Annotated in this window: 21 protein-coding genes and 1 pseudogene; 8 read left to right on the top strand and 14 right to left on the bottom strand. The window is 60.6% G+C overall.

Going from position 1 to position 18,461, the window contains the following annotated elements:
• The first annotated feature begins 84 nt into the window (after positions 1-84).
• Positions 85-1,035 carry a transcriptional activator NhaR gene (gene nhaR / locus UIA24_RS13670; RefSeq protein WP_099774100.1) on the top strand — a complete coding sequence of 317 codons (951 nt, stop codon included), beginning with the start codon at positions 85-87 and terminating at the stop codon, positions 1,033-1,035.
• On the opposite strand, the gene UIA24_RS13665 is transcribed toward nhaR, so the two are convergent.
• A complete protein-coding gene (locus UIA24_RS13665; RefSeq protein WP_102052531.1) occupies positions 971-2,125 on the bottom strand; it encodes an MFS transporter in 1,155 nt (384 codons plus the stop codon). The genes nhaR and UIA24_RS13665 overlap by 65 nt on opposite strands.
• A 213-nt stretch (positions 2,126-2,338) precedes the next feature.
• On the opposite strand from UIA24_RS13665, the gene sstT reads away from it, so the two are divergent.
• Together sstT and UIA24_RS13655 are read left to right on the top strand one after the other, a co-directional pair.
• Positions 2,339-3,556 carry a serine/threonine transporter SstT gene (gene sstT / locus UIA24_RS13660; RefSeq protein WP_330523067.1) on the top strand — a complete coding sequence of 406 codons (1,218 nt, stop codon included), beginning with the start codon at positions 2,339-2,341 and terminating at the stop codon, positions 3,554-3,556.
• A gap of 95 nt (positions 3,557-3,651) precedes the next feature.
• Positions 3,652-4,296 (top strand): YceH family protein, encoded by a 645-nt coding sequence (locus UIA24_RS13655; protein ID WP_102052533.1) that lies wholly within the window; start codon positions 3,652-3,654, stop codon positions 4,294-4,296.
• Positions 4,297-4,348: 52 nt separating this feature from the next.
• On the opposite strand, the gene UIA24_RS13650 is transcribed toward UIA24_RS13655, so the two are convergent.
• Complete coding sequence (locus UIA24_RS13650) at positions 4,349-5,194, bottom strand: shikimate 5-dehydrogenase (RefSeq protein ID WP_442963032.1); 846 nt, start codon at positions 5,192-5,194, stop codon at positions 4,349-4,351.
• Positions 5,195-5,523: 329 nt separating this feature from the next.
• Between UIA24_RS13650 and pbpG the strand changes: the two genes are divergently transcribed.
• Positions 5,524-6,447: a D-alanyl-D-alanine endopeptidase gene (pbpG, locus tag UIA24_RS13645; protein WP_330523066.1), complete on the top strand. Its 924-nt coding sequence runs from the start codon at positions 5,524-5,526 to the stop codon at positions 6,445-6,447.
• A 51-nt stretch (positions 6,448-6,498) separates the two neighbouring features.
• Here pbpG and UIA24_RS13640 read toward each other — a convergent pair whose 3' ends face one another.
• From UIA24_RS13640 to UIA24_RS13610, 7 genes are all read right to left on the bottom strand, one after another.
• Positions 6,499-6,945 (bottom strand): hypothetical protein, encoded by a 447-nt coding sequence (locus UIA24_RS13640; RefSeq protein WP_099774096.1) that lies wholly within the window; start codon positions 6,943-6,945, stop codon positions 6,499-6,501.
• A 104-nt stretch (positions 6,946-7,049) separates the two neighbouring features.
• Positions 7,050-8,132, bottom strand: coding sequence for a DUF1615 domain-containing protein (locus tag UIA24_RS13635; protein WP_330523065.1), 1,083 nt, complete (start codon positions 8,130-8,132; stop codon positions 7,050-7,052).
• A 29-nt stretch (positions 8,133-8,161) separates the two neighbouring features.
• Positions 8,162-8,836 carry a hypothetical protein gene (locus tag UIA24_RS13630; protein ID WP_330523064.1) on the bottom strand — a complete coding sequence of 225 codons (675 nt, stop codon included), beginning with the start codon at positions 8,834-8,836 and terminating at the stop codon, positions 8,162-8,164.
• A gap of 83 nt (positions 8,837-8,919) precedes the next feature.
• Positions 8,920-9,414: a DUF1543 domain-containing protein gene (locus UIA24_RS13625; protein ID WP_330523063.1), complete on the bottom strand. Its 495-nt coding sequence runs from the start codon at positions 9,412-9,414 to the stop codon at positions 8,920-8,922.
• Between the two features lie 63 nt (positions 9,415-9,477).
• Positions 9,478-10,029: a hydrolase gene (locus UIA24_RS13620; protein WP_330523062.1), complete on the bottom strand. Its 552-nt coding sequence runs from the start codon at positions 10,027-10,029 to the stop codon at positions 9,478-9,480.
• An 86-nt stretch (positions 10,030-10,115) separates the two neighbouring features.
• Positions 10,116-10,355, bottom strand: a complete 240-nt coding sequence (locus UIA24_RS13615; protein WP_102052535.1) for a Pathogenicity locus — start codon at positions 10,353-10,355, stop codon at positions 10,116-10,118.
• Between the two features lie 144 nt (positions 10,356-10,499).
• Positions 10,500-11,162: a hypothetical protein gene (locus UIA24_RS13610; protein WP_102052536.1), complete on the bottom strand. Its 663-nt coding sequence runs from the start codon at positions 11,160-11,162 to the stop codon at positions 10,500-10,502.
• Positions 11,163-11,323: 161 nt separating this feature from the next.
• Here UIA24_RS13610 and UIA24_RS13605 point away from each other — a divergent pair, with 161 nt between their 5' ends.
• A complete protein-coding gene (locus UIA24_RS13605; protein ID WP_330523061.1) occupies positions 11,324-12,094 on the top strand; it encodes a phytanoyl-CoA dioxygenase family protein in 771 nt (256 codons plus the stop codon).
• Positions 12,095-12,129: 35 nt separating this feature from the next.
• On the opposite strand, the gene UIA24_RS13600 is transcribed toward UIA24_RS13605, so the two are convergent.
• Both UIA24_RS13600 and UIA24_RS13595 read right to left on the bottom strand, forming a co-directional pair.
• A complete protein-coding gene (locus UIA24_RS13600; RefSeq protein WP_330523060.1) occupies positions 12,130-13,923 on the bottom strand; it encodes a sensor domain-containing diguanylate cyclase in 1,794 nt (597 codons plus the stop codon).
• A 113-nt stretch (positions 13,924-14,036) separates the two neighbouring features.
• Positions 14,037-14,438 carry a hypothetical protein gene (locus tag UIA24_RS13595; protein ID WP_065759522.1) on the bottom strand — a complete coding sequence of 134 codons (402 nt, stop codon included), beginning with the start codon at positions 14,436-14,438 and terminating at the stop codon, positions 14,037-14,039.
• Positions 14,439-14,552: 114 nt separating this feature from the next.
• Between UIA24_RS13595 and UIA24_RS13590 the strand changes: the two genes are divergently transcribed.
• The gene (locus UIA24_RS13590) at positions 14,553-14,852 is read left to right on the top strand and encodes a hypothetical protein (protein WP_330523059.1); all 300 of its coding nucleotides are present in this window, start codon (positions 14,553-14,555) and stop codon (positions 14,850-14,852) included.
• Positions 14,834-15,013: pseudogene (locus UIA24_RS13585) on the top strand (lysylphosphatidylglycerol synthase domain-containing protein); the annotation flags it as partial. The gene UIA24_RS13590 and the pseudogene UIA24_RS13585, both read left to right, overlap by 19 nt.
• Here UIA24_RS13585 and UIA24_RS13580 read toward each other — a convergent pair.
• Positions 15,013-16,002, bottom strand: coding sequence for an aspartate-semialdehyde dehydrogenase (locus UIA24_RS13580; protein WP_099774083.1), 990 nt, complete (start codon positions 16,000-16,002; stop codon positions 15,013-15,015). The pseudogene UIA24_RS13585 and the gene UIA24_RS13580 overlap by 1 nt on opposite strands.
• 215 nt (positions 16,003-16,217) lie before the next feature.
• Between UIA24_RS13580 and ftrA the strand changes: the two genes are divergently transcribed.
• Positions 16,218-17,201 (top strand): transcriptional regulator FtrA, encoded by a 984-nt coding sequence (ftrA, locus tag UIA24_RS13575; RefSeq protein ID WP_330523058.1) that lies wholly within the window; start codon positions 16,218-16,220, stop codon positions 17,199-17,201.
• Positions 17,202-17,236: 35 nt separating this feature from the next.
• Here ftrA and map read toward each other — a convergent pair whose 3' ends face one another.
• Both map and UIA24_RS13565 read right to left on the bottom strand, forming a co-directional pair.
• Positions 17,237-18,013 carry a type I methionyl aminopeptidase gene (gene map, locus UIA24_RS13570; RefSeq protein ID WP_330523057.1) on the bottom strand — a complete coding sequence of 259 codons (777 nt, stop codon included), beginning with the start codon at positions 18,011-18,013 and terminating at the stop codon, positions 17,237-17,239.
• Positions 18,010-18,276: a ParD-like family protein gene (locus UIA24_RS13565; protein ID WP_065759527.1), complete on the bottom strand. Its 267-nt coding sequence runs from the start codon at positions 18,274-18,276 to the stop codon at positions 18,010-18,012. Before UIA24_RS13565 ends, map begins: the two co-directional genes overlap by 4 nt.
• Between the last annotated feature and the right edge of the window lie 185 nt (positions 18,277-18,461).

Below are 18,461 nucleotides of genomic sequence, written 5' to 3'. Positions count from 1 at the left end.
CAATGCATTCTAAAGACCGAGATACATCAGGAAAATTCGTTTTTTTAAGGGTTATACTTCGGTTTTTACGAAGTGATAACCCTCATGCTCAACTACAGGCAGCTGCACTACTTCTGGGTCGTGGCCAAAACCGGCAGCATTGTGCGCGCCTGCGAGCAACTGAACCTGACCCCGCAAACCATCAGCGGACAGATCAGCCTGCTGGAACAAACCTATGGGGTAGAACTGTTTCGCCGCGTAGGCCGTCAACTGGAACTGACCGAAACCGGTCGCCAGGCCCTGAGCTATGCCGAGCCCATGTTTCAGATCGGCGGCGAACTTGAGGCCCTGCTGCGTACACAGCCAGAAGAAAAGCAGATCCTGTTTCGGGTTGGCGTCGCGGATGTGGTGCCAAAGTCCATCGTTTACCGGCTGATTGCCCCCACCATGGAAATGAGCGACCCACTGCGCATCAGTTGCCGTGAAGACAAGCTGGAGCGCCTGCTTGCCGACCTGGCGATTCAGCGCCTGGACCTGGTCATCTCCGACAGCCCAATGCCCAGCCACCTGGACATCAAGGGCTACAGCCAGAAACTGGGAGAATGCGGCATCAGCTTCTTTGCCACCGCCACGCTGGCCGCGCGCTACGGGGCCAACTTTCCTCAAGGGCTACAGCATGCGCCACTGCTGATACCCGGACAGGAAACCGTGGTACGCAGCCGCTTGCTGCGCTGGTTTGCCGAACAGAATGTGCAACCACGGATCATCGGTGACTTCGATGACAGCGCCTTGATGCAAGCCTTCGGGCAGTCAGGCAGCGGAATATTCATCGCCCCCAGCGTCATCGCCGACGAGGTCTGTCGACAGTACGGCGTCGAGCTGATCGGCCAGACGGATGCCGTGATCGAGTCGTTCTATGCCATCTCGGTGGAGCGCAAGGTCAAGCACCCCGGCATTCTTGCCATCACCGAAGGCGCCCGACGCGAGCTGTTCAACTGGCCTCTGGCCGGAACCGCGCGCTCATCAACCACAGCCCCAGGATCACCGACGACGTGATCAACACAGCCGCCGACAACCCCAGGCGGGCCAAGCCCAGGGTATCAATGACCCAACCGCCAATGATCGCCCCCAGGCCGATGCCAAGATTGGCCCCGGCAATGTTCAGAGAAGCAGCAAACGCCGGCGCCTTGGGGGCGGCCTTGATCAGGCGCACGTGGGAAACCAGAAACAGCGCGGCCTGGGTCGCCCCCCAGATGGCCAACGCCAACATCAGGCCCACCGTGGACTGCATACTCGGCACCACCGCCACCAGGCCTATGACCATCACGGCGCAGAAGCCACTGGACGCCAGTAGAGGATGACGGTCCACGGCACGACCGCCCAGACTGTTGCCGACCAAACCGACCGCACCAAACCCCATCAGGTACCACCCCACCCTGCTGCCATCGAAGCCGGCCAAACGCTCAAGCATATCGGCCAGGTAGGTATACGCCGTGAACATGCCGCTGAACACCAGCACCGACAACAGCACATGCCCCTGCAACAAACGGCTGCGCAGGATGCCAAACTGCCCGAGCAGTGACGAGGCCGGCGTCTGACGCGGGGTGCGTGGCAGGTAGCCGTACAACAACAACGCCTTGGCCAGCGCCAGCACGGCCAGCACCGCAAAAGCCGCCCGCCATCCCAGGGCGTCGCCAATCAAGGTGCCGACCGGGATGCCAAACACCGTCGCACACACCACACCAAAGCTGATCTTGGCAATGGCGCGTCCAGCGTAAGCCGGGCCGACGATGTCCACCGCCGTTTCACTGGCCAATGCCCAGAACACCGGCAACCCGAGCGCCGGGATCAACCGAGCCAGGCCCATTACATAAATGTTCGAAGCCACCGCCGCCAGCGCATTGGAGGCCGCAAACACCAGCAAAATTCCGATAAACAGTCGTTTTCGATCGAAGCGCGCGCACCACGCGGTGAGAAACGGCCCGCAACAGGCCACGGTGAATGCGAACAAGGTCACCAGCAGCCCCGCCTGGGAGACGCTGACCTGCAGGTCACGCGCAATGCCCGGCAGCAGCCCGACGATAATGAACTCCGTGGTCAATACAGTGAAGCCGGCCGCAGCCAGCAACAGGATAGGCAATAACATCCACACTCCAACGCAGAAAGCACGCGGCGGCAGCCGCGCCAAAAGGGCGGGCATACTACGCGCCTGCACCACGCTCCGACACCGTGCAGCGACCCTCGGCTGCACACTGTGCTAAAGTCGCGCCCTTTTTCGCGGCCCTGCCATCCAGACGCCGTCGATGCGCCACGTTTCGGCACTGCCGAAACCCTTGAACAAGACAGAGAAACACCTGCCATGACCCCCGTTCTAAACCTGTTGAATAGAACCAGCCTGGTGCTACAGATCCTGGTTGGCCTGATTGCTGGTATCGCCCTCGCGTTGATCTCACCCGAAACCGCAGCAAACCTGTCCTTTATTGGCAAGGTCTTCGTCTCCGCGCTGAAGGCTGTCGCCCCCATCCTGGTGTTCATTCTGGTCATGGCTTCTATCGCCAACCATCGCCATGGTCAGGAAACCCATATCCGCCCGATTCTGGTGCTGTACCTGCTGGGCACCTTTGCGGCTGCGGTGGTTGCGGTAGTTGCCAGCATGGCCTTCCCTTCCCACCTGGCACTGAACACCTCCGAGGCCTCGCTGAGTGCTCCGGGCGGCATTGGTGAAGTCCTGCAGAGCCTGGTGCTGAGCGCCGTAGACAACCCGGTCAAAGCCCTGATGAACGCCAACTTCATCGGTATCCTGGCCTGGGCCATCGGCCTTGGCATTGCCATCCGCCATGCCGGCCAGACGACCCGAACCGTGCTGGAAGACCTGTCCAACGGCGTGACCGTGATCGTACGAGTCGTCATTCGTTTTGCGCCGCTGGGTATCTTTGGCCTGGTCGCCTCGACCCTGGCAGAGTCCGGCCTTGATGCCCTGGTCGGCTACCTGCACCTGCTGACCGTCCTGATCGGCTGCATGCTGTTTGTCGCGCTGGTGGTCAACCCGCTGATCGTGTTCTGGAAAATCCGTCGCAACCCGTTCCCACTGGTGTTCATGTGCCTGCGTGAAAGCGGCATCACCGCCTTCTTCACCCGTAGCTCGGCCGCCAACATCCCGGTCAACCTGGCGTTGAGCAACAAGCTGGGCCTGCATGAAGACACCTACTCGGTATCGATCCCTCTGGGTGCAACCATCAACATGGCCGGTGCCGCCATCACCATTACCGTCCTGACCCTGGCAGCGGTAAATACCCTGGGCATCACCGTAGACCTGCCGACCGCCGTACTGCTCAGCGTGGTGGCAGCGGTGTGCGCCTGCGGCGCCTCCGGCGTGGCTGGCGGCTCGCTGCTGCTGATCCCGCTGGCCTGCAGCCTGTTCGGCATCCCCAGCGAAATCGCCATGCAGGTGGTGGCAGTTGGTTTCATCATCGGAGTATTGCAGGACTCGGCAGAAACTGCGCTGAACTCCTCCACCGACGTACTCTTCACCGCCGCAGCCTGCCAGGCCAAAGAGCGTCAAGCCGCTCGCGCCTGACCATGCCCCTGCAGCCGGTGCCCGGGCACCGGCTGCTTGTGTTTTACCGTCAACCGCACCTAGGCTAGAGCCTTTCCTCGAATAGAGACAGGGCCATGTCCGCCGAACACGAAACCGCTTCCCCTGCCCGCTTCACCAGCACCGAAGTCCGTATTCTCGGCTCGCTGATCGAGAAACAGGCCACCAACCCCGAAACCTACCCACTGACCCTCAACGCCCTGGTGCTGGCCTGCAACCAGAAAACCAGCCGTGAGCCGGTGATGAACCTGAGTCAAGGCCAAGTCGGCCAGAGCCTGCGCGCCCTGGAAAGCCAAGGCATGACCCGCCTGCAGATGGGCAGCCGCGCCGACCGCTGGGAACACCGTATCGACAAGGCCCTGGAGCTGGTTCCGGCACAAGTGACGTTGCTTGGCCTGATGTTTCTGCGCGGCCCGCAGACCGTCAACGAGCTACTGACCCGCAGCAACCGCATGCACGACTTTGACGATGCCGAGCAGGTCGTGCATCAACTTGAACGCCTGATTGCACGCGGTTTTGCGCTGCACCTGCCGCGCCAGGCCGGCCAGCGGGAAGACCGGTACACCCATGCGTTCGGCGATCCGGAAGACATCGAAGCCATCCTCGCAGCACGGCAGCAAGGGCCGGAACGCTCGACCGCCAGCGCGGTGTCGCTGGAACGTATCGAAGCGCTGGAAGCCCGTATTGCCGCGCTGGAAGAGCGCCTGGCGCAGCTGGAGTAACACACACGGCCTGGGTGGCCGGGCCGACAACGGCAGGCGCCCGACAATACGCCTACAACGCTGCAGGCGCCGCCAACATTGGCGATGGCATTCGTGCGTACGCCACTGCCGCGGCGACCTGCTCGTCCGTTGGCCTTACCCCGGTGTACAGCACGAACTGTTCCAGCGCTTGCAGCGCAATCACGTCCAGACCAGTGATCACCGGCTTGCCCAGCGCCTGTGCCTGCACGATCAACGGTGTCTGCACCGGCATCGCCACCACATCGAACACCCACTGTGCAGCCGCTATCGCCTCGGGCGCGAACGCCAACTGATCCGCCTCATCGCCACCGGCCATGCCAATCGGCGTCACATTGACCAGCAACTGTGCACGCAGGTTACCAAGCTCTGCTTGCCAGCCATACCCGCACACCTGCGCCAGTCGCCGCCCCGCTGCTTCGTTGCGCGCGACCAGGGTGCCATTGGCGAAGCCGGCATCACGCAACGCGCAGGCCACAGCTTTGGCCATGCCCCCACTGCCACGCAAGGCAAAGCTCATGTCCGGGTCCAGACGATGGCGCGCCAGCAGTTGGCGTACTGCCAGATAGTCGGTGTTGTAGCCTTTCAGGTGCCCAGCCGTATTGACCAGGGTGTTGACTGAGTCAATGGCCGCAGCCGATGGGTCCAGCTCGTCGATCAAGGCAATACAGGCCTCCTTGTAGGGCATCGACACACCGCAACCGCGAATGCCCAGGGCACGGATCCCGCCGATGGCTGCGGGCAGATCGGTGGTGGTCATGGCCTTGTAGTAATAATCCAGCCCCAACTGCTGATACAGGTGGTTGTGAAAACGTACGCCAAAGGTGCCAGGACGGCCTGCCAGAGACATGCACAAGACGGTGTCTTTACTGGGGGTCATGCGGATCTCCTGAAATGCGCTGAAGGCACAGTATGCCAAGCGTGAACAGGCAACGTGCCTCATGTCGCCAAACCCTTCAGATCGACTGCCTCCGTACTACGCTCTACCTACGCACGCTGACTCAGCTCATCAGCAGGTTGGTCGGAAGTCGGGAAGCTGGAGACGCGGCTGATAGGTACACGCATGGTACAAGGTTAAATTTGTTTCATTTTTGGCCTAATGATTCCGGGGCAATCGACAGCCCCTGAGCCATACTCCTAAAATGTAACGGTTTTTTACCGAAAACCTTTGCACAGCCAACGACATACCAACATTTAGTGAGCGCCAACGTGAAAACCTCTCTTTCGATTTTAAGTCTGCTGCTATTGCTCACAGGTACCGCCGCAGTCTCGTCGAATGCTGTTGCCCAACCACCCGCGCAAGTTCAACGTGACCCTTCCAAGCTGCGCCTGGCATCCGGCAGTGCTCTGTTGATCGACGTGCAGACCAACCAGGTGCTGTACGCCAACAAGGCCGACGTCGTGCGACCGATCGCATCGGTCACCAAGTTGATGACCGCGATGGTAGTCCTCGACGCCAAGCAGCGCATGGACGAGGTGATCCCCGTCACGATTGCGCAGACCAAGGAAATGAAGGGCGTCTTTTCCAGGGTCAAACTCGGCAGTGAGCTGAACCGTCGAGAGATGCTGCTCATTACCCTGATGTCCTCGGAAAACCGCGCGGCGGCAACCTTGGCGCACCACTACCCCGGCGGCTACGATGCGTTCATCAAGGCCATGAACAGCAAGGCCCGCGCACTGGGCATGAACCACACGCGTTATGTCGAACCGACCGGGTTGTCGATGTACAACGTGTCGACCGCACGCGACCTGAGCAAGCTGCTGCTGGCCGCACGCAACTACCCGATGCTGAGCGAGTTGAGCACCACCCGCGAGAAGACCGTGGCGTTCCGCAAACCCAAATACACCTTGGGCTTTCGTAACACCGACCACTTGGTCAACAAGAGTGATTGGGACATCAAGCTGACCAAGACCGGCTTCACCAACGAGGCGGGGCATTGCCTGGTGCTGCTGACGCGCATGGCTGACCGGCAAGTGGCCATGGTCATTCTCGACGCCTTTGGCAAATACACCCACTTTGCCGACGCCAGCCGCCTGCGCCAGTGGATGGAAACCGGCAAGGCAAGCGCAGCGCCAGCCGTGGCGATGCGCTACAAGTCAGAGCGGACCCAGAACCGGCCAGTCGCCGACTGAAGGGTTACAGGGCCTGCCTGGTGTTGTACATGGCAGGCCCCAAGGCCAGTATCAGGCGCTGGTACTGACCAGCGAACCCGAACTGCTGCCTCCGCTGGTGGTCAGGGCTTCGAGCAAGGCACTGGTCGCGACCTGAATAGCGGCCATGGTGCTTGAAACGGCGCTTTGGGCGGCCATCACCGCAGCCGCCTTGGCTGTCTCCTCCTGCTTACTGGCCATCGCTTTCTGCAATTGCTTCTGCTGTTCGGCCAACTGCTTTTGTAGCCGCTCTATCTGCTCACGCAACTGCTTGATGTGTGCTGGCTCACTGTCGCTTGTGCTGGCACCACTGGCCTTGGCCTCGCCATTCTCCCGCACCTGGGAAAGGTCGGCCTTGACGCCGCTTGTAGCTGTCGCCTCGGCAGGCGCCGCGCCATTGATACTGACGCCGTTGACATTGGTTGCACTTGGGCTGCCGTTGATGCTGATGCCGGCCGCCAGCGTATTGATTCCGACCATGTGCTTATCGTCCTGATGGTATTTGCGTTAGCCCGCTTATCGACCGCACGGGTCAAACCTTTAACCCGCCCTGCTTTACCCCCACTAACACTGGCAGCGATCCCCTAACCACGCTGCATGCAACGCTGGTAACGCGCCTCGACCCGATTGGCAAACCAGGCGGTGGTCAGCGTGCGGGTAATCTTCGGGCTTTCCAGCACAATCCCCGGCAACAGCGCACGGGGTAATGGCTTGCCCTCGTGCCGCTCGGCAAGGGCATACACGCGTCGATAAAGACGAGTGCTTTCAAATGCCAGGCTGTCGCCTTCCTCCAACTGACTGCGGATCACTGGGTTGCGCATGTCCAGCGCATCACCCAACTGCCTCACGGCCCGCTCTGTCGCTCCCGGCAGAATCGCACCCGGGGCGATCAGGTCGCCATCGAGCGCCAGACTGACACCTGATGCCCGGCTGACGGCATGCTGAAACGCCGCATTACGGCTGGCGTACCAACCGGCATTGAAATCAGCGAAACGGTACAGTTGCCGATCATAGTTCGCCGGATAAGCGAGCAAATGAGCAATCCCGAAATACAGCCCACCACGGCGACTGAACACTTCCTGTCGGATCGTGCCGGTGTACGTGTAGGGGTAACCCTTGGCATGGCGTTCGGCAAAGGCGATGCTCACCTGCATCGGCCCGCCGGTGCGCACCGGATTGAGACCGCCAAGCAGTGTGCGCCCCATGGGCACGGTGCTGATCAGGTCATCGAAGATTGCACTCAACTGCCGCTCGCTGCGCACCGTTTCCAGGCGCTCGCTGTAGCTCTTGCCACTCGGTGAACGGGTATTGAGCGCCGCATTGACCAGAAACTGCGGGACATGCAGCCTGGCGGCACGACGGTCGATTTCTTCACGGGCGATGCGCCCCAGACCTGGCACGCTGGGGTCGGCCTGGAAGGTGGACTCCTGTTCAGTGACCGCCAGCGCAGCACACAGGTTGTCGCGGGTTGCGGCAATGCCCTGGTGGGTAAAGGCAACTTGAATATCCTTCGCCCAACCCTGGCGATCGGCGAGGTTGGCCGGCAACAGGCGAGCGATCTGAGCCCGCAACTCGGCAGGGCTGGCAGGCTGGGTGGTGCGCGGTGAGGCGCAACCGGCCAGCACGAGCAACACAGCAAGGCACAACAGCAATCGAAGTGAAGTCATGGACCACCCGCAAGGATACCGCCGTGGTTTCAGCAGCCGGGCGTGCTCAGCCCACTACCAATGGTCACGGCCGTCACCTCCACACCCTGGAAATGATGCATCGCCGCCGGGTCGAACGTACGCTCGCAGTTGAAGCGGGTATCGACCACGAAGTCGTCCCCCTTGGCCTTGCTGATCGCGTCACGCCAGTTGTAGGCCGCGTTGACCGCCTGATCACCCGCCAATACCACTTCTAGCATCACTTGCGTGAAGTTGACCGCATGTGGCCCCTCCCAAAGGGCATACACCGACGGATCATAGGCGTTACCACACAGGTCCAGGCAGTCTGCATAGAACGCCATTGGGCCACCTGTAGAGCGGTTAAGCGCACCGAACGTCAGCGGCTCATTGCTCGGTGGAGCAAAAGTACCAATAAAACTGCTCAAGTCAGCCTTGCAGGTAGGCGACAGCGCCAGGCGCAATGCACTGACCTTCCCGCCCGCTGCCGTTGCGGTGACCTCACACCCTTGCACGCGGTAGCTGTGGGTATCGCCATCCGAAGCCTGGGCAACACCTGCAACCGATTCAAAATAGCCCAGGCTGCTACCCAGCATCTCGCCATTGAAGACCTGAGCCACCGTTGCCTGGGCCTGTGCCTGAGCCAACAGCGCAACGCTGCTCAACGCCAGGGTCGAGCAAAAGGGAACGAGGGCACGCGCGTTCATCGGAACATCCTGTAGAAGTCGAGGGTAGAAAAACGCGCACTCTAATTCAGATCAATAGGCCACAGCCATACCTCACAGGCACGTCAGGAGAGAATGATGTAATCGCTGAACTGCGCAATGGGTGCATGTTCGCCCGCGACCAACTGCACGTAGCGTCCCCCCACCTGATCAATCGCAATACAGTCATCGACATCCAGCACGGCATCGGTATGCGGCTTGAGCCAGTCTCGGGCCATCTGCAATTTGCCTTTGAGCCTGGCCTCCGCCGGACTGCACGCGACCACCAGCAGGTAGCGATGAGCCTCGCCAAAACTGCCCGGCTCATACCCCCCAAGGTTGATGAAGTACAAGCGTGGATCACCCGCAGCTGGCTGCAGGTCGGACCAGCGCAACACATACCCCTCAGCCCCATCAACCTCAAGCCAGGAGTCGATATGCAAGCCCTTGGGGCTGCCGAACCACTGCTCGCGCAATTGCGGATAAGCCGCCTCCAGGCTTGGGGCAACAGCGAAAACCACATCGTGGACTTCGATCTTGGCGCCGGGGTGCTTGCCCCCCAGCATGACAACAAACAACATGGCGTTCCCTACTCGAGAATGGCAGGTGCGATAGGCGACACCTGCAACGCAAGGGCCTCGGTTTCAGGGCTGCTCGCCCACCAGGTAGGTTTTACTGATGTGCCGGAACTGCTCGTGACCGGCGCTGCCCAGCAACTCGAACAGCACCATTTCACGGGTGACGATCTGCACCCCGGCATCACGCATACGCTGCACACCGGCAGCCTGGCTCAGTGGGCTACGGCAGTCGCAGGCATCCTCGACGACAAACACCTGCTTACCCGCCTCGCACAGGTGCAGGACGGTTTGCAGTACGCAGATATGGGTCTCCATACCGCAGACAATGACCTGATCACGGGCGAGCAGGCTGGCCGGCAGGCAGTTGGCGGCCACGCAGGAAAAATGCAGCTTTTCGACCACCTCGGCATTGCGTGCCGCCTCCTTGAGTGCCGCCAGCGTCGAGCCCAGGCCTTTGGGGTACTGCTCGGAGAACACCACCGGCAAACCAAGCTCACCGGTGGCAGCCAGCAACCAGCGGGTACGGGCCACGGTGCCCGCCGGGTCAGTCACCGCGCCGATGAGTTTTTCCTGAACATCAATGACCAGCAGCGTGGCCTGGGTGGCGTCGATCAACATCGTGTGAACCCTCTGTCCAATATGGCCGCAAGCCTCGCGCAGGTGCGTTGCGTCGTCAATGCCTGCCCGCAAGCAGCGTCAAACGCTCAGCCCTGCACTGCCTTCGCCCGGGCAATCGCCGCTGCGATCGCCGCTCGCGCCTGCGGGCTGTTCTTCCAGCAACTGGAACCCACCAATGCCGCCGCCTGGGTAACGATATCCAGCGCGTTGGCCTCGCTCAGTTGAGCCAGCGAGTTAAAACCCAACTGCTCCAACCGGTCGACCACGGTGGGGCCAACGCCCTTTACATCCAGCAGCGCAGCGCGCTCATCGTGTGAAAAAGCCATATTCACCTCCCTGTGAGTGCGCAGCCGATGGCTGCGCGGTAAACCACAAGTCTAAGCGTCTCTGCGGGGCCTGCACCAGTGGCTGAACAGCCAGTACGCTGAACACCGGCGCAAACTGGGCCGTGATGCCACCTGCCACGCTCATCAGCCGCCCAGCGCGATGATCGCTGCGATCAACAAAGCGCCCGTGATCGCCATTGCCACACCACCCTGCCAGGGTTTTGCGCCGGCGTACCGAGCCAGAACCCAGCCTGCAATGAACAACACTGCAACACCGACACCGTTTGACAGGCGGATAGCCAGGGCGGCCTGCTCAAGCACAATGAACGGCACCACCAAGGGGAACGTGGCACACACCACCAGCAGAAAGACGCCCAACGCACCCTTGAAATCGTCCCAGCCAAGGCGCGGTGGCAGCACGATAGCCTGTTGGTCGAGCAAACGTCGGCGCAGCACCTCTAGCCCCTCCGCGCCGACTGCAGCAGCCAGACGCGACGGTAGCACTTCAGCAATCAGCGCCTGCCCGGTTGCGGGGTCTGCACCTTTGCGCAGGGTGTCAAGCAACATGCGGTTGCGCGAACGCTCGATCAAGGTCCGCAGCAAGTACATCACAGCATCGGCAAGGCCCCAGGCGAGATTGCAGCCGAGCGCGGCAATCATCATGGTGCGCTCTTCCTCACGGCTGGCAGTCGCCACGCTGAGTGTTCCGGTAAAGGTCATTGCCATCAACAGGCCGAAAATGACTTCTGTGACGCGCTCTATCGGGTCGAGCACGCGAGCCCGCTTGTGCTCATATGCGTTGTGCATGTGTCCAACCTCGCACAGCCATGCGATACCTGCGAGCCACGCTCACAGTGCCCATCGTTCTGAATCAACGGTCATCTCAGTGTAGTGTGGATGCGCCTGGCGCAGCACCGCGCAGGGTGCCAGTATGAAGGGGTGCTTTCCGCGCTACACGGGGACGCGCCATGGCCACCACCGATCGCTTGCCGACACAGACCGCCAGCCGCCTGGCAGCCTTGCACCGAGACGGCTTCGTACTGCTGCCCGGCGTGCTGAACGCTGCGCAAATCGCCACCCTGCGTGCTGCAATCGATCATCTCAAGCCCCAACACTGGGACTACAGCGGCCTGCTTGAACATTACAAATGCGTGTTCAACCGCGACCCACTGTGGTTGCCGTTTCTCGACCTGAGCGGGGTTATCGAACTGGCCGAAGCAGCCTTGGGCGAGGACTGTCACATCATTGGCCAGACTGCCTGGCGCTGCCATCCTGGCTTCATCGGCGCTGCACTGCACCTGGACTACCTAGCCATGGCCCTGCCGCAAAGCCTGCTGGCCGACCCTGCGTTCGAGTTGCCAATGCAGATCTGTACCGCACACCTCTACCTCGACACCATCGATGCCGACCTCAGCCCCACACGAGTAATACCAGGAAGCCACCGCGCCGGGCGACCACCGGCAGCAGGTGAAAATGAGTGGCAAGGCCAACCGGCACAGCCGGTGCTGTGCGAGGCCGGGGACGTGCTGATGTTTCGCAGCGAGCTGAGGCACGCGGGCAGCGACAACCGCACCCTCGACCGCACCCGCTACCTGCTGCAGGTGCATTATGGCCGACGCATGGTGGCCCAGAAGTTTTCACCCTACCTGTACTGGCGCTTCAACCCTACAGTCGTGGACGCGGCCACACCACGGCAACGGCGCCTGCTGGGCGAACATGAAGAAGCCGAGTACGACTGAGCCGCTGGCGTTTACCTGTGCAACCCGCGCATCGATCAATAGCACTCGATACGATTGCGGCCGTTTTTCTTCGCCCGGTACAACGCCTCATCGCTCCGCGACAGCGCAGCATCAGCACTGGCGTCACTGGCCATGATGGCCGAAACCCCCACGCTGACGGTCAGAGGGATGCGCTGGTCGCCAACCCGCAATGGGACCTCGGTAATACGCTGCTGCAATAGCTGAGCAAAAGCGCTCGCCTGTGCGATGTCCTTGCCACTCAGCACTACGGCGAATTCTTCACCCCCCACGCGGCCCACCAGATCCCATTCGCTGAGCTGATCCCGCACGATGGCTGCAAAATGCCTGAGCGCCTGATCGCCGACAGCATGCCCCCATTGATCGTTGATCAATTTGAAATGATCAAGGTCACACATCAACACGGCTGAGTGACGGTCAAGGGCACGTTGCACCTTCATCAACTCAGCCTCGATCTGCATCATGAAATGCCGGCGGTTGGGCAGTTGGGTAAGAAAGTCCACGGTGGCGAACTCATGAAGCTCTGCCTCGATCCGCTTACGCTCGGTAATATCGGTGATGAATCCGTGCCAGAGGGTGCTGCCATCCACCAGCCGAACAGGCCGGGCATCACCTTGGCGCCAGCGCAAGCCTTGCCGGGGCAACCAGACGCGGTACTCGAAATGCCACGGTGTCAGGCTTGCCGCCGACACATCAAACGACATCCGGTAACCCGGAAGGTCATCGGGATGAATGAGCCGATTGACGGGCGCATCGTTGGTGGCGACCTGCTCCGGCGTCAGCTCATACATGTCCTGAATACCGGCACTGGCATAAGAGAACGACGAGTCGCCTGCGGCCGTGCGTTGGTACTGGAAGACCAGCCCGGGCACTTCATTGGTCAGGTTGGTGAGCAGGTCGACCGTCTGCTGCAACCGCTCCGACATGCCACGGATGGCTGAAATGTCAGTGGTGGTTCCGATCATTCGTAGCGGTGTACCGTCCGCGTCGCGGCTTACCACCCGGCCCCGACTGGAAATCCATTTGTAGCGGCCATCCTTGCAGCGAATACGGTGTTCGACTTCGTAGTTTGCTGTCTGTTGGTCAAAGTGCGCGCGAATGGCAGCCCTTACGTAATCGACGTCATCCGGGTGGATACGCGTGTAACTGTCTTCAATACGATTGGAAATCTCGGCATCGGTATAGCCCAGAATGGCCTTCCAGCCCGCGGAGTAATAGATTTCACCGGCCTGAATGTCACGATCCCAAATACCGGTTCCGCTACCGGCGATCGCCAGCGTCATGCGGCGCTCGCCTTCACGCAGGGTGTTGACCTCTTCCTCCAGGCGGGCCTGTGTGCCATCACGTTCGATGATCTCGGCAGCCAAACGGGCCAGGTCGCGCAGAAATGCCTGGTCCTCTTCAGTCATGTCCCGAGGGGCATCATCAAGCAGGCAAAAAAAACCAACCGACTCTGCCGCAGGGGTGATGACCCGGCAGCCGGCCAGAAAACGCACCGGCCGGTTGCAGGTGTCGTTCAATGGCCTGCGAAAACGCCCGTCTGCAAGGGTATCAGGGATGACCAACACCTCATCATGCGCGGAAAAGTATCGACCCAAGGAAAACACATCAGGCAGCCCTGACAGCGCCCTGCCCTCATGCGTATCCGCCCACAACTCGCTTACCGCTTCAGGCAGGAACAAGGCATCGACAACCCCAAAATGGCCGCGGGCAATACGTAGAAGACTGTCAAAACGCTTGTCCGGCAACGTACCTGGCGCATTTGCGGGTCTGCACAGGCCAAGCGCTTGGGATTTCAGATGACTCAGCATGTTCAGCTCTGTCGATACTGCCGAAACGGCGAGCACAATTTATACCGCATATCCAAAGGAATGGCTTTTTGCTTGCACGTCTTGCCGAGCCAATTCAGTGACCCACGGGCACCTCAAGCATCACGCAGAAGGTCGTGGGCATTGAGCAACTCATAGGCAATCTCGGGTCGACGCTCCAATGCCCGGCGGATAGCGGCAGGAATCGATTGACGAGTCTTACGGCACAACCCGGTTTGCGCACCGATATGAATACCGATGCCGCGCATGGTACGCACTTCATTGAAGCCCGGGGCAATATCCAGACGGATGCCCAGTTGTTCATGCATGCGCCGCTTCATTCGCTCAAGGTCAGCGAGGCTTTCAAGGTTTTCCAGGCGCTCGAGCAGGCGCTTCTCCTCCTGGCGGGTCAGGAGCAGGATGCGCTGATCGGCACCAGGGCTGTCCAGCAACTGTTCGCGGTCACAGTCGCAGGCACCGGGTGGACAGGGTTGGCGGATCGGAAAAGAGGCTGTCATGGCGTTCAATCATAGCCATGCGCAGCTGGCTTTGCCTATGACACCTGATCGGACGCCACCCTGTTCACGCGAACTACACTGACTGCGACCAGGTTCATGACAGAGGGCACTGACATGGCGAGCAAGGACATGATCGTCAAACGCCTCTCGGCGATCCAGGACCTGGGTTCGAAGGACGTCCTGTGCATCGACAAGGCCGGCACCTTGACCGAAGCGGTCAGCCACCTGGAGCGGCATGTCGACCCACTGGGCCAGCCTAGCGACCGCCCGTTGATGCTGGCGTACGTCAACAGCCACTATGAAAGCAGCCCCGATGCCCAGGCCCGCCCCATGAGCGAGGCCGACCGGCTAGCGATTCATGCCCAGTATCACGCGTTGGAACAGGAAGGCCTGCGTTGCGCAGTATCGGTATAACGCCCGGCGGGCTGGGCGTATTTGAAGGCGGCGCGGTCAGTGCCCTGCATTGGGCGGGCATTGCACTGCCGGTGGCACTCTCCGCGACGCTGCTGTTTCGCGGCCTGAGTTTCTGGGCGCCGATGCTGCCGGGCATACTGGTATCGCGTAGCGCGCTGCGCTAATCCATCACCTGCTGCATGATTTCAAATGCGTTCAGCGCGGCGCCACGTAACAACTGATCGCCACTGATAAACAGGTCCAGGCCGTATTCGCCATAGATCAGGTTGTAACGAATACGCCCCACTTCTACAGCGTGCTTGTAGGTAGACGTCATCGGCATCGGGTAACGCCCCTGCAGAGGGTCGTCCACCACCTCGACCCCGGAAGCCTCAGCCAGCATTTTCCTCACATCACTGAGCGAGCGGATCGGCTGGCGAAACTTCAGGCTCAGGCTTTCGGCATGAGAGCGCAGTGTCGGTACTCGTACTGCCGTGGTGCTGATGGCTAACTGCGGTTCGTTGAGCACCTTGCGCAGCTCCCATACCACCTTCATCTCTTCACGGGTGTAACCGTTTTCTTCAAACACGTCGACCTGCGGTATGACGTTGAATGCCAGGTTATGGGCAAAGTTCTCGCTGCTGTTGTCTTGTCCGTAATCACTGAAGCGACGCGCCCGCTCGCGCAACTCGAGCATCGCCGGCTGGCCTGCGCCGCTGGCCGCCTGGTAGGTCGAAATGATTGCGCTCTCCAAGCCAAAAGCCTGGTGCAAAGGCCCAAGCACCATCAGGGCAATGGCCGAGGAGCAATTGGGATTGGCGATCAAACGCTCCCCGGCATAACGCCCACCGTTGATTGGCGGCACCAGCAAGGGGACCTCAGCGTGATAGCGAAACGCAGAAGAGTTGTCGATGACAATGGACGCCTTGGCCAGCGTCGGCCCGTGCTCAAGGGCAAACGCTCCTGAGACACAAAGAAAGACAATGTCACAAGCAGCACAGGCGGCTACAGAAAACGGCTCGATTCGGTACTGCTGCTGGCCAACCTGCAGAGGCTTGCCCACCGAGCGTGACGACGCCATGCACACCACCTCAAAAGCGGTGTTTTGCAGCAACTCAAGCATCGTCATGCCCACAGCGCCGGTACAGCCAACCACGGCAATTCTTTTCATGTCGACTCCTTGAATGAAAGGACCAGGCACCAACGAGCGACGCCTGGAAAAAGACGTCATACCGCGCGCAACTGATGACCTGATGCAACGCAATTCCGTTACTCAAAGCCCCTGGTGATCAACGCTACGGAGCATGTTCCAGGGCACGGATTGTAGGGAGGCAACGGACTCGGCTACAGTGCGGAAACCGACAACAACCGGAAACTTTTCGCCAAATGCATTCTCCACCTGGCATTGTCGCCATCCTGGCGTATGAAGGGCTGTGTACCTTCGAGTTCGGTATCGCGGTGGAGATTTTTGGGCTGTCCCGTCCGGAACTGAACATCCCATGGTATCGACACCAGGTTGTCGCGGTAGATGACGGACCCATGCATGCCATGGGTGGCATTCGCATCATTGCTGACGCAGGTCTGGAGATGCTCGACAGTGCGCGGACCATCATTGTTCCAGGCTGGCGCAGCCGTCACGACCTACCACCAGCGCCACTACTGGAAGCCTTGCGCCAGGCTCACGGACGCGGGGCACGGCTGCTGTCGATCTGCTCGGGCGTGTTCGTGCTGGCCGCCACTGGCTTGCTGGACGGCAAACGCGCAACCACCCACTGGCAGTTCGCCGATGAACTGGCGCATCGTTTTCCGAAGATTGAAGTCGATCCGAATGTGCTTTACGTAGATGCGGGGCAACTGATCACCTCAGCCGGCAGTGCCGCAGGCATCGACGCCTGCCTGCACCTGGTGGCTCGCGATCACGGCACCCATGTGGCCAACTCGGTCGCCCGACGCCTGGTGATGGCGCCGCAGCGTACGGGCGGCCAAGCCCAGTTCATTCCCACACCGGTCAGCACACTGCCACGCAACGAATTGACCCGAGTGCTGCAATGGGCACGGGAACATCTGCAAGAGCCCATCAGCATCTGTCAGATGGCAAGCCGGGTAGCCATGAGCGAGCGCACATTCCTGCGCCGCTTCAGGGAAACCACAGGCCTTGCGCCAAAAGCCTGGTTACAACAGCAACGCATCTCCCGTGCCCGGGATCTGCTGGAGAGCACGAGCCAGAACATCGCCAACATCAGCGAGGCCTGTGGTTTTGCTTCGGTAGAAAGCTTTCGCGTGGCGTTCCGCACCGTTGTGGGTGTTTCACCCTCGACCTACCGCAAGCGCTTTGGCAACCCTCGGGCGCAGACAGAACAGCCGCACTGACAAACACAATGCCGGGCGAAGCTGAGCACGATTGGTCAGCTCAGCGCACCCTCCGGCCAGGGCGTCAGCACCTCAACGCCGTTCTCGGTCACCGCAACCATGTGCTCCCACTGCGCCGACAACGAGCGGTCGGTGGTGATGACCGTCCAGCCATCGCCAAGGGTGCGCACATGCCGTTTACCAGCATTGAGCATCGGCTCGATGGTAAACACCATGCCAGGCTTGAGCGTCAGCCCCTGGCCTGGAATGCCGTAGTGCAGCACCTGAGGTTCGTCGTGATAGACCTTGCCGATACCGTGCCCGCAGTACTCGCGTACGACACTGTAGCCGGCCTGCTCGGCCACGCGCTGAATGGCGTGGCCGACATCGCCCAACGTAGCGCCCGGGCGCACAGCGCGAATGCCGGCGCACATTGCGTCATAAGTGGTGCTGACCAGACGTTCGGCTTCAGGCCGGGGCTTGCCGACGAAATACATGCGGCTGGTGTCACCGAACCAGCCGTCCTTGATGACTGCAATGTCGATGTTGACGATATCGCCATCTTCCAGCGGCTTGTCCGAGGGAATGCCGTGGCAGACCACATGGTTGACCGACGCACAGATGGTTTTCGGAAAGCCGTGGTAACCGACGTTGGCCGGTATGGCCTTCTGTACGTTTACGATGTAGTCATGGCACAGACGGTCCAGCTCATTGGTCGACACGCCCGGTTTGACGTGCGGCGCAATCATCGCCAATACCTCGGCAGCCAGTGTTCCGGCCACACGCGCCATGGCAATCTCGGCAGGTGTCTTGAGGGTAATTTTCTTGCTCATTGTCCAGCCTCCACGGCGGTTTTGACGCGGGCGCCAGATGCAGCAGCGGCCAGTGCAGAAAGCTGGCCCAAATGCAGGCCACCCGCCTGTTCGGCACGAATCAGCAGGCGACAGATTGCGCTGTGATCCAGTTCTGGGTGCAGCTCGGCCAACATGCCAATGCGCATCCAGTGCTCGGCTTGCGCATTGATCGAGCGGCTCAGTGCATTGCTGGCAAGACGCAGGTCTTCATGCATCTGTTCTGAAATCTTGACGATACCCACGATGAGGCTCCATATATGCAACGTATACGTTTCATACACTAACAAAGGCACGGCAATTTCTGCAATGTTCCTCACTCCAACGCCTATGCTCCAATCGACGCCCCTCCCCCTCAGCCCAGCTGCACAGCACAAACGCAACCTGCCTCCTGCCCCAGCGTCAAGGGCAGCACCCGGCACGTGCGTAC

This window comes from Pseudomonas sp. AL 58 (genome assembly GCF_036348395.1).
In the GTDB taxonomy this organism is placed as follows: domain Bacteria; phylum Pseudomonadota; class Gammaproteobacteria; order Pseudomonadales; family Pseudomonadaceae; genus Aquipseudomonas; species Aquipseudomonas defluvii.
Note: the sequence above shows the minus strand (reverse complement) of the source record. Positions and strands in the feature narration are given on the sequence as shown.